Origin of the sequence: Rhizobium sp. BK512 (assembly GCF_014194915.1) — a bacterium.
Taxonomy (GTDB): Bacteria; Pseudomonadota; Alphaproteobacteria; order Rhizobiales; family Rhizobiaceae; genus Rhizobium.
Genome location: NZ_JACIAS010000008.1, coordinates 201,302 through 214,440, shown reverse-complemented (window position 1 = coordinate 214,440; position 13,139 = coordinate 201,302). Strand labels below are relative to the sequence as shown.

The window sequence follows — 13,139 nt, the reverse complement described above, 5'->3', positions numbered from 1 at the left end:
AAATATTTTGTGAAAGTGGACGAAGATTATTTGTCTTGTGCCTCACGGTCAAGCTCTTGTTCGCCGCCAGTTTTTTAGGATTTATGCCTACCAGCGCAGCAAAACCGCGCCCCAGGTGAAACCGCCGCCCATGGCCTCCAGCATCACAAGGTCGCCCTTCTTGATGCGTCCGTCGCCTGCAGCCGTCGCAAGTGCCAGCGGAATGGAGGCAGCAGACGTATTGCCATGCAGATCGACGGTAATGACGACCTTTTCCGGGGCAATGTTCAGCTTCTTGGCCGAGCCGTCGATGATGCGGCGATTGGCCTGGTGGGGGACCAGCCAGTCGAGATCCTCGGAGGTTGTTCCGGTTGAATCGAAAGCGGCCTGAATCACGTCAGTAATCATGCCCACGGCATATTTGAAGACCTCGCGGCCTTCCATGCGCAGCTTGCCGACCGTACCCGTCGAGGACGGACCGCCGTCGACGTAAAGCTTGTCCTTGTGCGAACCGTCCGAACGCAGATGCGCCGTCAAGACACCGCGGTCTGCCGTCGTCCCCTCGCCTTCGACTGCTTCCAGCACGATCGCGCCGGCGCCGTCGCCGAAAAGCACGCACGTGGTGCGGTCATTCCAGTCGAGGATGCGGGAGAAGGTCTCGGCACCGATGACAAGCACGCGCTTGGCAAGACCGCCACGAATATAGGCGTCAGCCGTCGTCACCGCATAGACGAAACCCGTGCAGACGGCCTGAACGTCGAAGGCGAAGCCATGCGTCATTCCGAGACGGTTCTGGATGTTGACGGATGTCGCCGGAAAAGTGTTGTCGGGCGTCGAGGTGGCACAGATGATCATATCGATATCATCAGGCGTCAGCCCGCCATTTGCGAGCGCGGCCCGCGCTGCAGCTTCACCGAGCGACGACGTCGTTTCGTCATCGCCGGCAATGTAACGCTGGCGGATGCCGGTACGCTGGACGATCCACTCGTCCGACGTGTCGACGACACCTTCCATTTCGCGGTTGGTCATCACGCGTTTCGGCAGTGCTGCCCCGAAACCACGAACCACTGATCGGATCATATTGCTTGAACCCCGTCGCTCACGCGGCCTCAGGCCCTATCGGGGGCAGCCGCTTGGCATGATATTTTTTGAGATCGTTTTCTATTTTCTGGGTCAGGCCATTCTTGGCCATGTCATAGCCGACTTCGATGGCCGCGGCTATGCCTTCGGCATTCGCCCCGCCATGGCTTTTGATCACGATGCCGTTCAGGCCGAGGAATACGCCGCCATTGACCTTGCTCGGATCGAGCTTCTCGCGCAGCATGTCGAAAGCGCTCTTGGCGAAGAGATAACCGATGCGGGCAAGCAGCGTGCGCGACATGGCGGCACGCAGATAGGTGCCGATCTGCCGTGCTGTGCCCTCGGCCGCCTTCAGCGCGATATTGCCTGAAAAGCCTTCCACCACCACGACATCGACGGTACCCTTGCCGAGATCGTCGCCTTCGACGAAGCCGGAATATTCGAGCGAATCAAGATTGGCTTCGCGCAACAGGCGACCAGCCTCCTTGACCTCTTCCTGGCCCTTGATTTCCTCGACGCCGACATTCAGCAGGCCGACCGTCGGGCGCTCAAGCTCGAAAAGTGCGCGCGCCATGGCGCCGCCCATGAGAGCGAAATCCATAAGTTGCTGCGAATCGGCCCCGATCGTGGCGCCGACATCGAGCACGATGCTTTCGCCCTTCACCGTCGGCCAGATGGCGGCAATCGCCGGGCGTTCGATATTGGCCATCGTGCGCAGGCAAAACTTTGCCATGGCCATGAGTGCGCCGGTGTTGCCGGCGGAAACGGCGACATCGGCCTCGCCCGACTTCACCGCTTCGATGGTGCGCCACATGGTGGAGACATAACGTCCGCGGCGAAGCGCCTGGCTCGGCTTTTCTTCCATGCTGACTGCGAGCTCGCAATCATGAAAGACAGACTTTTCCCTGACCTTGGGAAACTTCGCCAGAACCGGCTCGCACTGTTCCTTGATACCGTAGAAGACGAAGGAAATATCCGGATGCCTGTCCAGCGCCTTGGCAGCGCCGGGGATGACAACCTGGGGACCAAAGTCGCCACCCATGAGGTCGAGAGATATTTTGATCACGTGTCCCTGATCCTTTTTTTCGCCTGAGGGGGGCGAAATTTGGGCCAAAATACCGGTTTTGGCGTCGCTTACAACTGAATTATGTCAAATGCCGGGGAGGCTTCAGTCCTTTTTCCAGTCCTTGAGCGCTGCGAATGCAGAGGGCTTTCGGTCATTTTCGCCCGTGTCTTCGATATGGCCTTCGAACTCCACGCCTTGCTTGCGTGGATAGGGATCGATGGCGAGCGCTGCGAATTCCGCGACGATCTCACCGGCATCGATCGTATCACCGGTAAAGGTTTCCGGCAGGTCGGGACCGTCGGGGTCCAGCACCATCTCGCCGGCATCATTGGCGGGATGGCGGGCGAGCCTGGAATTTTCCGGCACGAAGATCTGTTCGAAGTTCTCGTCGATTGCAGATTCGACCGGCTCGAGGGTGACCACGCAGGCCTGAACGATCTTAGCCTGCACGCGTCCCTTGACACGTATGCCGTCACGCTTCCACCTGTTGATCTGCAGGTCGGCGCGGAGACTGTCTACCGAAACGACGTTCCAGCTTTCGGCCAGCGCCTTCAACTCGTCCTTGTCGGCAGTCACGCGCACTTCGACGGGATTGGCGGAAATGTGGCCAACCTTGACCGGATAGGAAAAGGGAACCTCGCTCAGATCTTTCTTCATGATTCTGCTCCTCAAGCGAACCCAGGAATCGTTGCCGAACCGGTGGCAATCGCCTCCTCGGGAATGGCAGACAGATGGGCTTCCGCCGCCATCATCCAGTGCGCCAGCCCGCTCATGTCGGCAGGTTCGGCGGCTTCGGGATAGATATTGCGCTGAAGTGCTGCGGAAAGAGCGGCGGCATCGCCTGCATCCATAGTTTTCGAATAGGCTTCGAGCCGGCCATAGAACATGCCTGCGAGCTTCTTCATGCGCTTCGGAACGCTGTTGTCGCCGATCCCGAGTTCCCGGATCGAATAGTCGATATCCTGAAAGAAGGCATCGACGATTTCCTGGGCAATCTCCTGGCCGCTCGTGTTGGACGTGCGGGTGCGACGGAAAAACAGGATCATGGCAATCGACAGCATCTCGAAGCGGCCCATGACGGTATCGGGGACATTCAGCCGCTCATAGAGCTCGGGCATGCGGGCGGCAGCCGTAAGAGCCGCGTACTGCCGCTCGACGATAGCCTGGTTACTGTTTCTCTTACCGAAGAGCCCGAGGATCATTTGTTTTTTCCGGAAATGCCGCATTCTTGGCGCCCAGCGGCACCGGGCCTTGTTGCATGATTTCGAAAGCTGGTTTACCGAAGCAGGCGCGAATTGCAATGCTGTTCGTGACCGGTTTCGGGACAGGGGCGCTCCGGTGCACAAAGAGGCGGGATCGAATGAATTCCACCCCGGAATGGCCACAATGGTTTTGCAGGAGGAAGCACGCAGTGTCCGGAATGGCTGCTATCGATACTCAAGGGAGTAGATGTCGTTGAAGAAACGGTATTTCAAGTCAGACATGAAATTCTTCAGTAATGCAGCCATTGCCGTCATAATCGCCTCCACCACCGCCCTATCGGGTTGCCAGACGAGCACAGTGCTTAACGGTGGCTATATCGTCGACCAGCAGTCGCTGGCGCTGGTTCCGGAGGGTTCCAGCCGCGAACAGGTGCTTCTGTCACTTGGCACACCGTCCACGACAGCAACCTTCGACGGCGAAGTCTTCTATTACATCTCCCAGCGCCGCCAGCGCTCGATGGCGTACCAGAAGCTGCGCGTCACCGAGCAGAGTATTCTTGCCATCTATTTCGACAAGGACGGCGTCGTTTCCCGCCGCGCCAATTACACCCTGCAGGACGGCAAGGTGTTCGACACGATTTCGCGCGTTACGCCGACCGGCGGTCGCGAACTCACCTTCCTGCAGCAGATGCTGTCCGGCGGCAGCGCGGCGAATGCGGCCAAGAGCCTGTTCGGTGGCGGCGCCGGCGGTACGCCGCAGAACCCGTCCAGCCTGCGATAAGGCAAGCTGTCTTCCATATGAAAAACCCGCCGGAGCGATCCGGCGGGTTTTTTGTTTTGTTGGCTTACGCGTCTTAGTGCGCAAGAATCGCCAGCAGCAGCAACGCCACGATGTTGGTGATCTTGATCGCAGGGTTGACGGCGGGACCGGCCGTATCCTTGTAGGGGTCGCCGACGGTATCACCCGTCACCGATGCCTTGTGCGCATCCGAGCCCTTCATGTGACGGACACCATCCTTGTCGACAAAGCCGTCTTCGAAGCTCTTCTTGGCATTGTCCCATGCGCCGCCGCCCGAGGTCATCGAGATTGCGACGAAAAGGCCATTGATGATGACGCCGAGCAGCGATGCGCCAAGTGCTGCAAAGGCAGACGCCTTGGAACCGGAGATGATGAGCACGCCGAAATAGACGACGACGGGCGCCAGCACCGGCAGCAGCGACGGAATGATCATTTCGCGGATCGCGGCCTTGGTCAGAAGATCAACGGCGCGGCCGTAATCCGGCTTTTCCGTGCCTTGCATGATGCCCGGCTTTTCACGGAACTGCTTGCGCACTTCCTCGACGATCGCGCCGGCGGCACGGCCGACAGCGGTCATGGCGATGCCGCCGAAAAGATAGGGAATAAGGCCGCCGAACAGGAGACCGGCGACGACATAGGGGTTCGACAGATCGAAGGAGATCGGACCGATATTCTGGAAATACGGGTACTGATCCGGATGCGCGGCAAAATACTGCAGGTCGTTCGCATAGGCCGCGAAGAGCACCAGCGCACCGAGGCCGGCCGAGCCGATCGCATAACCCTTGGTGACGGCCTTCGTCGTGTTGCCGACGGCATCGAGCGCGTCGGTGGACTTGCGCACTTCCGGCGGCAGATGGGACATTTCGGCGATGCCGCCGGCATTGTCCGTAACCGGGCCGAAGGCATCGAGCGCCACGATCATGCCGGCGAGGCCGAGCATGGCGGTAACCGCGATGCCGGTGCCGAACAGGCCTCCGAGCTGATAGGTGGCAAGAATGCCGCCGACGATGACGATTGCCGGCAGCGCCGTCGATTCCAGGGATACTGCGAGGCCCTGAATGACGTTGGTACCGTGGCCGGTCACCGATGCCTGGGCGATCGAGACGACCGGGCGCTTGCCTGTGCCGGTATAAAATTCGGTGATCACGACGATCAGCGCGGTAACCACGAGACCGACGAGACCGCACACGAAGAGCCTTGTGCCCGTCACGTCAAAGCCGGCGACCTGGCCGAGCGAACCCCAGCCAACGGTCAGCGAAGTCGCGGCACCGAGACCGATGATCGACAGAAGCCCTGTCACGATCAGGCCCTTGTACAGCGCGCCCATGATCGAGCCGTTCGGGCCGAGCTTGACGAAGAAGGTGCCGATGATCGAGGTGATGATGCAGGCGCCGCAGATTGCCAGCGGATAAATCATAGCCGACGGCAGGATGGGCGCGCCGGCAAAGAAGATTGCCGCCAGAACCATCGTTGCGACGACGGACACTGCGTAGGTTTCAAAGAGGTCGGCTGCCATGCCGGCGCAATCGCCGACATTGTCGCCGACGTTGTCGGCAATGGTTGCCGGGTTGCGCGGATCGTCTTCCGGAATGCCGGCCTCTACCTTGCCGACGAGATCGCCGCCGACATCGGCGCCCTTCGTAAAGATGCCGCCGCCGAGACGGGCGAAGATCGAGATCAGCGACGCGCCGAAGCCGAGCGCCACGAGCGAGTCGATCACCTCACGCGAGCCGGGCTCGTGTCCGAGCACGATCGTCAGCACGTAATAATAAATGGAGACGCCGAGCAGCGCGAGGCCGGCGACCAGCATGCCGGTGATCGCACCCGACTTGAAGGCAATGTCCAGGCCTGCCTTGAGGCTTGCGGATGCTGCCTGGGCGGTGCGCACATTGGCGCGGACGGAGACGTGCATACCGATGAAGCCGGCAGCACCTGAGAGGACGGCGCCGATCAGGAACCCGATCGCGGCCGTGGCGGAAAGGAGCAGCCATGCTGCAATGAAAACAACAATGCCTACGATGGCAATGGTTCTATACTGACGCGTCAGATAGGCCTGGGCGCCCTCGCGGATATAGCCCGCGATCTCCTGCATGCGGCTGTTGCCCTGATCGGCAGCAAGCACCGACCGGGTTGCCCAGATGGCATAAACCACCGAGAGCAGGCCACATGCGATTACCAATAAAAGAATGGTCATTCGCTCTTTCCTCCCATAAGCCGGAGCTCACTCCTTCTCCGGCGACGAATGCTGCTGAATCGACTCCTCTCCATAGAAACGCTCAACAGGCGAGCGGAGATTGCGTGGTCGATAACGTCGCGTCAAGACTGCAAAACTTCAAAAGCCTTGCAGTACCGCAGAAAGGATGGGAGGGGTTGTTTGGCGGCTAAGTGCCTACTTCTTCTGGTCGCCGCGCACTTGCTTGGCGATGCGGTCCAGAACGGCATTGACGAGCTTCGGCTCATCGTCGTCGAAGAAGGCACGGGCGATCTCGACATACTCGGTGACGATGACGGCGACCGGCACGTCCTTGCGGTCGACGAGTTCGAAAACGCCGGCGCGCAGGATGGCGCGGACGGTGCTGTCGAGACGCGACAGCGCCCAATCGTCCTGCAGGGCAGACGCGATCAGCGGGTCGAGGCGAAGCTGGTCGCGCACGACGCCTGAGACGATCGAGCGAAACCAGCCGGCATCGGCCTTCAGATAGGTTTCGCCGTCAAGTTCCTGGCCGAGACGATGCGCCTCGTATTCCGCCACGATTTCCAGAACGCCGGTGCCGCCGATATCCATCTGATAAAGCGCCTGCACAGCCGCGAGGCGCGCGGCGCCCCGCTGGTTGGCTGCCTTGACCGGTCGTTCGGTATTTTCGTCAGTCATTCTTTATGCACCCAGCTTCTTCTTCAGCTCGATCATCGTGAGAGCTGCACGGGCGGCAAAACCGCCCTTGTCCTTATCTGAACGGCGCGCACGCGCCCATGCTTGTTCATCGTTCTCGACGGTCAGGATGCCGTTGCCGATGGCCAGAGACTCGCTCACGGCGAGATCCATCAGGGCACGCGAGGACTCGTTCGAGACGATGTCGAAATGGTAGGTCTCGCCGCGGATGACCATGCCGAGGGCGACGAAACCGTCGTACTGCGTGCCGTCATTATCCGCGCCATCGAGCGCCATGGCAATCGCTGCCGGAATTTCCAGCGCGCCGGGCACGGTGACAACGTTGTAAGTGGCGCCAGCCTCTTCCAACGCGAAGGTCGCGCCTTCCAGAAGAGCATCGGCCATGTCGTCATAGAAGCGTGCTTCGACGATCAAAATATGGGGAGCGGTCTCTTTCGGCATGGGTCACCTTCAGTTGGCGGGGCATTTTCCACTCAGGCAGGCCGCGGTCAAAACATGCCTTCGAGCGAATGGCAAGCAAATTCGGGCGGCGCTCTCGGAGGAAAGACAAAATATCTGCAATGGGATAGCTGGACCCGTCTTTATCAGACGCTACGGCGCCAAACCCATGCTTAGCCAGGCAGCTGAAAAGTGGCAAAACCAAGGCAGGTTTCGTGAACAATTTGTAATTGCTTTTCAGTGGCTTAAGTCATTGAAAGATCAATGCTGCAACGCCAAATCTTAGTCGTAACCAGACGATCCCTGTAGACAGCCGACCGTCGCGGTAGACGAAAGGATACCATCATGAACCGCGTTGCTAAAATCGCCATTGCCGCAGCTTTCTCGTCCCTTGCATTCGCCGGCGTTAGCCGGGCTGAAAGCCTAGGGATGAATACTGCAGCGGGTATCGAGCAGACGCTTCGCAGCTTCCACGGCAATGACTTCAACGTCGAGCCCGTCTATAACTGGCACCACCTCGACGACGAAATGACCGGCCCGCGATCTGCCCCTCAGCGCTCGCAAAGCGCTGTCCACGCCATTCAGGCTTCCATCGACGCCAACAAGTCGCTGGCACACCAGCTCAACAATGATGGTGTCAATATCCGCAATGTCGTGAACGCCGAACAGGCAGCCGACGGCAGCATTACGTTCTACGTTCGCTGAGGCTGCCGACTTGGCAGGCGAGTATGGGCGGTTATCTCCTCGCCGCCCATACCGTCTTTGACGAAATCACTGTTGCATTTTCCGCCGGATAGGATTGTCTTCTCGCCAAAGCGGAGGACTCTATGGCGACGAATGCGAAACCGGTCATCAACACGGCCGATCTGTCCCTCGAACACTGGACGAGGGGAAGCCTCTTCGAAAGCCGCGATACGTCTTTCGGAAAGGATCTTGGGCTTGCCAATCTCGGCATCAGCTACAGTGAAGTACCATCAGGCAAATCCGGCTGCCCTTTCCACAACCACCATGTGGAAGACGAACTTTTCTACATCATCGAGGGCACAGGCGAATATCGCTTCGGCGACCAGCGCCACCCAATCAAAAAGGGCGATGTACTGGGCGCTCCCTCGGGCGGGCCGGAAACTGCCCATCAGATCATCAATACCGGATCAACGCCGCTTATCTATCTCGGCCTGTCGACCAAAGCGAAGACTGAGATCTGCGAATATCCCGACTCCGGCAAGTTCCTCGCCAAGACCAACCGCGACGGCAGCTCCTTCGACCATATCGGCAGGGGAGAGAACGCTCTGGACTATTGGGATGGAGAGCCCGGATTCTGATATCAGCTCCGTCATCGCAACTTCATTTCAGAGCAACATTTTCATGACTGATATTCCGACACTTGAAACCGGGCGGCTCATTCTGCGTCCGCATCGGCGCGACGATTTCGACGCGCATTTCGAACTCTGGCGCGACGAGGATGTGGTGCGCTTCATCAGCGGCGTGCCCTCCACCCGCGAGCAGAGCTGGGCGCGGCTGCTGCGGATTGCCGGCATGTGGCACTACATGGGATTCGGTTTCTTCGCGATCGAGGAAAAGGAAAGCAGCCGCTTCATCGGCGAAGCAGGTTTCCTGGAGGCCAAGCGAGAGATGCAGCCCTCGATCGAAGGGACGATGGAGGTGGGCTGGGCACTGATGCCCTCAGTCCACGGCAAGGGCTACGCCACCGAAGCTCTGAAGGCGATCATCAGCTGGGGCGAAGCACAATTTCCGGCACGGCCGATGACCTGCATCATCAGCCCGGACAATATATCATCGCTGAAGGTCGCCGAAAAACTCGGTTTCAAGGAAATGGCGCGGGCGGACTATAACGGCCCGATCATTCAGTTTTCGCGCTAGGAAACTCGGCAAGCCGGGCCGCATAACGGGCCATCGTATCGACCTCGAAATTGACGAAGTCACCAGCCCTGCGTTCGCCCCAGGTCGTGACCTCCAGGGTATGGCGGATCAGCAGCACATCAAAATCCGTGCCGTCGACGGCATTGACGGTCAGTGATGTGCCGTCGAGTGCAATCGAGCCCTTGGGCGCCACAAATTTCGCGAGATGGGCCGGCGCACGCAGGCGGAAGCGCGTCGCATCGCCCTCCTCCGTCACCGACAGGATTTCAGCCTTGCCATCGACATGGCCTGACACGATGTGGCCGCCAAGCTCGTCGCCGATCTTCAGCGAACGCTCGAGATTGATGTGGCTGCCCGCCTGCCAGCTGGATACGGTGGTCAGGCGCAGTGCCTCTTCCCATGCCTCCACCTCGAACCAGCGGCCGTTGCTGCCCTCCTGCGGCAGACCCGTTACCGTGAGGCAGATGCCCGAATGCGAGATCGATGCGCCCATATCGATGGTGGCCGGATCGTAATTCGTCGCGACACGCAGCTTAATGCCTTCCTTCAACGGCGAAACGGATTCGATCGTGCCGATATCAGTGACAATTCCGGTGAACATCAATTCTCTCTTTCGTATTCGTCCAGGCGGTCCGCGCCGAATATGTAAGTGCCCCTGTGGGCGAATCCGGATGGTATGTCGGTTGCCTGCAGCGGGGATTCAATACCGCCCTCGCCGATGACGACAGGCGCCTGATAGAGCTGGATGCGATCAACGAGACCGGCTTGGAGGAAAAGCTTCGCGGTCTTAGCGCCGCCTTCCACCAGAAGCGAGGAGATGCCGCGGGTGGCGAGGGCCGGCAAGAGGACCTCCGGGTGATAAGGATTGCAGTAGAGAACCTCGACGCCGGCTGCTTCGAGCGCACTACGGCGAGCATCCATGCCGGCGGCATCAGCGCTGTCGCCCTCTGGCTCGCCGGGCGTGAGAAGAGCGGCGATCGCTTGGGGCGCAGGGGGAATTCCTTCCGCATCCGCCTGCAGCGGCGACATGACTTCATTCGCTACCACAATGACCGGCACGTCGCGCGCCGTCTCGACCAGCTTGCTATCCAGCGGCAGTGCCAGAGTGGGATCGAGCACGATGCGGATAGGCGAATGTGCCTCAAGGCCCGGTGTGCGCACGGTCAGCAAGGGATCGTCAGCGACCGCCGTGCCGATACCGACGAGGATGGCATCGGTCTCGGCGCGCAGCGCCTGTACCTGGGCGCGCGCCTCCGGCCCGGTGATCGCCACCTGCCCTACCCCCTCACGGCCGATCATGCCATCGGCGGAAACCGCAAGTTTGAGAGTCACATAGGGGCGGTTCTTCGTCTGGCGGGTGAGATATCCAGCGAGCGATTGCCTTCCTTCTGCCTCCAGTACGCCTGTCGTCACCTCGATACCGGCATCGCGGAGGATGGAAATACCGCGGCCGGATACCCTGATATCGGGATCGGTCACGCTGATGACGACGCGCCCGACGCCATAGGCGATCAGCGCGTTGGCGCAAGGCGGCGTCTTGCCGTGATGCGAGCAGGGTTCGAGCGTGACATAGGCGGTTGCACCGCCGGCAAGTTCACCGGCTTCGGCGAGCGCCTGGGGCTCGGCATGCGGGCGACCGCCAAGTGCCGTCACGGCGCGGCCGACGATCGCGCCGTCGCGAACGATGACACAGCCGACGGATGGATTGGTGGACGTCTGGCCCGTGTGCCATCGCGACAGCCGGATCGCGGCTGCCATGAAGCGTTCGTCCTCAGGCCGCGCGATCCCCTCGCCCATGGTCATGCGTCCAGCGGATCGCGGGCGATCTTGGCGTTGAGCTCGGCGATCAGCTTTTCGAAATCCTCGGCATGCGAGAAATCACGATAGACCGAGGCGTAGCGCACGAAGCCGACATCATCGAGGCCCTTCAAGGCTTCCAGAACCTGCAGGCCGATCTGTTCGGAAGAGATTTCCGTCTCGCCCGAGCTTTCCAGCCGGCGCACGATACCGGAGACCGCACGCTCGATACGGTCGCGATCGACGGGGCGCTTGCGCAATGCCACATCGAAGGACCTAACCAGCTTATCACGGTCGAAGGGAACCTTTCGGCCGGTCTTCTTCGTGACCATGAGCTCGCGCAGCTGCACGCGCTCGAAGGTCGTGAAGCGGCCGCCGCAATCAGGACAGATACGGCGCCGGCGGATGGAGGTGTTATCCTCCGCCGGTCGTGAATCCTTTACCTGCGTATCTTCCGAACCGCAATAGGGGCAGCGCATGCCTTCTCCTTCAGCATCGGCCCGAAAATCGGAATCGATTTTCGGAGATCCTGATGCGTAGATTCAAAGAGTTAGAGCGTCCTGGAGCATTTCCGGCGAAAACGGAGCGCCTTCAATGCTCCAGCTTATTGTTTTCTCCGCAATTCCGAACGCAAAACCGGTTCCCACTTTTGCTGGACTTGCTCTAATGCGCCCGAACGGGCGCACGGCGCTCTAGCCCATGTAATCATACATGGGGAAGCGATCGGTCAGATTCACCACCTTGCCGCGGACGGCAGCCTCGACGGCAGCATTGCCCTCGTCGGAATTGGCGACCTTCAGGCCATCAAGAACCTCGACGATGAGGTTACCGATCTCGCGGAATTCCGCTTCCTTGAAGCCGCGCGTCGTGCCGGCCGGGGCGCCGAGGCGCACGCCAGAGGTGACGAAGGGCTTTTCAGGGTCGAACGGGATGCCGTTCTTGTTGCAGGTGATGTAGGCGCGTCCGAGTGCGGCTTCCGCACGCTTGCCGGTGGCATTCTTCTTGCGCAGGTCGACCAGCATCAGGTGGTTGTCGGTGCCGCCGGAGACAACGTCGAGGCCGCCGGCAACAAGCGTTTCGGCCAGCGCCTTGGCGTTCTTGACGATCTGCGCCGCATAATCCTTGAATTCCGGCTGCAGGGCTTCGCCGAAGGCAACAGCCTTGGCGGCGATGATGTGCATCAGCGGACCGCCCTGGAGACCCGGGAAGACGGCCGAATTGAACTTCTTGGCCAGATCCTCGTCATTCGTCAGGATGACGCCGCCGCGCGGGCCGCGGAGCGACTTGTGGGTCGTGGTCGTCGCAACATGGCAGTGCGGGAACGGCGACGGATGCACGCCACCGGCAACGAGACCGGCGATGTGGGCCATGTCAACCATCAGGTAGGCGCCAACCGAGTCGGCGATCTCGCGGAAACGCTTCCAGTCCCAGATGCGGGAATAGGCAGTGCCGCCGGCGATAATGAGCTTCGGCTTGTGTTCTTTCGCCTTGCGCTCGACGTCGTCCATATCGAGCAGGTTGTCGCCTTCGCGCACGCCGTAGGACACGACGTTGAACCACTTGCCGGACATGTTGACCGGCGAACCATGTGTCAGGTGACCGCCCGAGTTCAGGTCGAGGCCCATGAACGTATCACCCGGCTGCAGCAGCGCCAGGAATACCGCCTGGTTCATCTGCGAACCGGAATTCGGCTGAACGTTGGCGAAGTTCACGCCGAAAAGCTTCTTGGCGCGCTCAATCGCCAGTTCCTCGGCGATATCGACGAACTGGCAGCCACCGTAGTAGCGCTTGCCCGGATAACCCTCGGCATACTTGTTGGTCATGATGGAGCCCTGGGCTTCCAGAACGGCACGGGAAACGATGTTCTCGGATGCGATCAGTTCGATCTCATGCCGCTGACGACCGAGTTCCTTTCCGATCGCGCCGAAGATTTCCGGATCGACGTCTGCAAGCGAGCGATTGAAGAAGGATTCGGTGGAAGCATTGGTCATGAGCGGGCTCCTACGG

The 13,139-nt window shown here is 60.1% G+C and carries 14 protein-coding genes and 1 pseudogene; 4 read left to right on the top strand and 11 right to left on the bottom strand.

What is annotated here, in order from left to right; translation table 11 throughout:
* Positions 1-87: 87 nt before the first annotated feature.
* From FHX06_RS26815 to FHX06_RS26800, 4 genes and pseudogenes are all read right to left on the bottom strand, one after another.
* On the bottom strand, positions 88-1,059 hold the full coding sequence (locus tag FHX06_RS26815) for a beta-ketoacyl-ACP synthase III (RefSeq protein WP_112544642.1): 972 nt from the start codon (positions 1,057-1,059) through the stop codon (positions 88-90).
* A gap of 19 nt (positions 1,060-1,078) precedes the next feature.
* Positions 1,079-2,125, bottom strand: coding sequence for a phosphate acyltransferase PlsX (gene plsX, locus FHX06_RS26810; RefSeq protein ID WP_112544644.1), 1,047 nt, complete (start codon positions 2,123-2,125; stop codon positions 1,079-1,081).
* A gap of 102 nt (positions 2,126-2,227) precedes the next feature.
* On the bottom strand, positions 2,228-2,782 hold the full coding sequence (locus FHX06_RS26805) for a YceD family protein (RefSeq protein WP_112544646.1): 555 nt from the start codon (positions 2,780-2,782) through the stop codon (positions 2,228-2,230).
* An 11-nt stretch (positions 2,783-2,793) separates the two neighbouring features.
* Positions 2,794-3,385, bottom strand: a pseudogene (locus FHX06_RS26800) (ubiquinol-cytochrome C chaperone family protein).
* A 189-nt stretch (positions 3,386-3,574) separates the two neighbouring features.
* Between FHX06_RS26800 and FHX06_RS26795 the strand changes: the two are divergent.
* Positions 3,575-4,108 carry an outer membrane protein assembly factor BamE gene (locus FHX06_RS26795; protein ID WP_112544650.1) on the top strand — a complete coding sequence of 178 codons (534 nt, stop codon included), beginning with the start codon at positions 3,575-3,577 and terminating at the stop codon, positions 4,106-4,108.
* 73 nt (positions 4,109-4,181) lie between these two features.
* Here FHX06_RS26795 and FHX06_RS26790 read toward each other — a convergent pair whose 3' ends face one another.
* The 3 genes from FHX06_RS26790 to FHX06_RS26780 all read right to left on the bottom strand — a co-directional run bounded on the left by FHX06_RS26790 (position 4,182) and on the right by FHX06_RS26780 (position 7,457).
* Positions 4,182-6,320 carry a sodium-translocating pyrophosphatase gene (locus FHX06_RS26790; protein WP_112544652.1) on the bottom strand — a complete coding sequence of 713 codons (2,139 nt, stop codon included), beginning with the start codon at positions 6,318-6,320 and terminating at the stop codon, positions 4,182-4,184.
* 195 nt (positions 6,321-6,515) lie between these two features.
* Positions 6,516-6,998, bottom strand: coding sequence for a transcription antitermination factor NusB (nusB, locus tag FHX06_RS26785; protein ID WP_007819976.1), 483 nt, complete (start codon positions 6,996-6,998; stop codon positions 6,516-6,518).
* A 3-nt stretch (positions 6,999-7,001) separates the two neighbouring features.
* The gene (locus tag FHX06_RS26780) at positions 7,002-7,457 is read right to left on the bottom strand and encodes a 6,7-dimethyl-8-ribityllumazine synthase (RefSeq protein ID WP_112544653.1); all 456 of its coding nucleotides are present in this window, start codon (positions 7,455-7,457) and stop codon (positions 7,002-7,004) included.
* 342 nt (positions 7,458-7,799) lie between these two features.
* On the opposite strand from FHX06_RS26780, the gene FHX06_RS26775 reads away from it, so the two are divergent.
* From FHX06_RS26775 to FHX06_RS26765, 3 genes are all read left to right on the top strand, one after another.
* Entirely contained in the window at positions 7,800-8,159 is a 360-nt protein-coding gene (locus tag FHX06_RS26775) for a hypothetical protein (protein ID WP_112544657.1), read from the top strand.
* Positions 8,160-8,281: 122 nt separating this feature from the next.
* A complete protein-coding gene (locus tag FHX06_RS26770; protein WP_112544659.1) occupies positions 8,282-8,776 on the top strand; it encodes a cupin domain-containing protein in 495 nt (164 codons plus the stop codon).
* A 43-nt stretch (positions 8,777-8,819) separates the two neighbouring features.
* Entirely contained in the window at positions 8,820-9,335 is a 516-nt protein-coding gene (locus FHX06_RS26765) for a GNAT family N-acetyltransferase (RefSeq protein ID WP_113212532.1), read from the top strand.
* Here the strand turns inward: FHX06_RS26765 and FHX06_RS26760 are convergent.
* The 4 genes from FHX06_RS26760 to glyA all read right to left on the bottom strand — a co-directional run bounded on the left by FHX06_RS26760 (position 9,316) and on the right by glyA (position 13,123).
* Positions 9,316-9,936, bottom strand: coding sequence for a riboflavin synthase (locus FHX06_RS26760; protein ID WP_113013988.1), 621 nt, complete (start codon positions 9,934-9,936; stop codon positions 9,316-9,318). The two genes, FHX06_RS26765 and FHX06_RS26760, sit on opposite strands and share 20 nt — an antisense overlap.
* A complete protein-coding gene (gene ribD / locus FHX06_RS26755; protein ID WP_183881416.1) occupies positions 9,936-11,132 on the bottom strand; it encodes a bifunctional diaminohydroxyphosphoribosylaminopyrimidine deaminase/5-amino-6-(5-phosphoribosylamino)uracil reductase RibD in 1,197 nt (398 codons plus the stop codon). Before ribD ends, FHX06_RS26760 begins: the two co-directional genes overlap by 1 nt.
* 2 nt (positions 11,133-11,134) lie before the next feature.
* Positions 11,135-11,611 (bottom strand): transcriptional regulator NrdR, encoded by a 477-nt coding sequence (gene nrdR / locus FHX06_RS26750; protein ID WP_112544665.1) that lies wholly within the window; start codon positions 11,609-11,611, stop codon positions 11,135-11,137.
* A 213-nt stretch (positions 11,612-11,824) separates the two neighbouring features.
* Positions 11,825-13,123 (bottom strand): serine hydroxymethyltransferase, encoded by a 1,299-nt coding sequence (glyA, locus tag FHX06_RS26745; protein WP_112544667.1) that lies wholly within the window; start codon positions 13,121-13,123, stop codon positions 11,825-11,827.
* Positions 13,124-13,139 lie beyond the last annotated feature (16 nt).

What these genes read in the sequence shown, in the direction of transcription:
- nrdR (WP_112544665.1), bottom strand. Translation starts at nt 11,611, where the DNA reads ATGCGCTGCCCCTATTGCGGTTCGGAAGATACGCAGGTAAAGGATTCA.
- nusB (WP_007819976.1), bottom strand. Translation starts at nt 6,998, where the DNA reads ATGACTGACGAAAATACCGAACGACCGGTCAAGGCAGCCAACCAGCGG.
- ribD (WP_183881416.1), bottom strand. Translation starts at nt 11,132, where the DNA reads ATGGGCGAGGGGATCGCGCGGCCTGAGGACGAACGCTTCATGGCAGCC.
- FHX06_RS26815 (WP_112544642.1), bottom strand. Translation starts at nt 1,059, where the DNA reads ATGATCCGATCAGTGGTTCGTGGTTTCGGGGCAGCACTGCCGAAACGC.
- FHX06_RS26790 (WP_112544652.1), bottom strand. Translation starts at nt 6,320, where the DNA reads ATGACCATTCTTTTATTGGTAATCGCATGTGGCCTGCTCTCGGTGGTT.
- FHX06_RS26795 (WP_112544650.1), top strand. Translation starts at nt 3,575, where the DNA reads ATGTCGTTGAAGAAACGGTATTTCAAGTCAGACATGAAATTCTTCAGT.
- FHX06_RS26775 (WP_112544657.1), top strand. Translation starts at nt 7,800, where the DNA reads ATGAACCGCGTTGCTAAAATCGCCATTGCCGCAGCTTTCTCGTCCCTT.
- FHX06_RS26760 (WP_113013988.1), bottom strand. Translation starts at nt 9,936, where the DNA reads ATGTTCACCGGAATTGTCACTGATATCGGCACGATCGAATCCGTTTCG.
- FHX06_RS26765 (WP_113212532.1), top strand. Translation starts at nt 8,820, where the DNA reads ATGACTGATATTCCGACACTTGAAACCGGGCGGCTCATTCTGCGTCCG.
- glyA (WP_112544667.1), bottom strand. Translation starts at nt 13,123, where the DNA reads ATGACCAATGCTTCCACCGAATCCTTCTTCAATCGCTCGCTTGCAGAC.
- FHX06_RS26780 (WP_112544653.1), bottom strand. Translation starts at nt 7,457, where the DNA reads ATGCCGAAAGAGACCGCTCCCCATATTTTGATCGTCGAAGCACGCTTC.
- FHX06_RS26805 (WP_112544646.1), bottom strand. Translation starts at nt 2,782, where the DNA reads ATGAAGAAAGATCTGAGCGAGGTTCCCTTTTCCTATCCGGTCAAGGTT.
- FHX06_RS26770 (WP_112544659.1), top strand. Translation starts at nt 8,282, where the DNA reads ATGGCGACGAATGCGAAACCGGTCATCAACACGGCCGATCTGTCCCTC.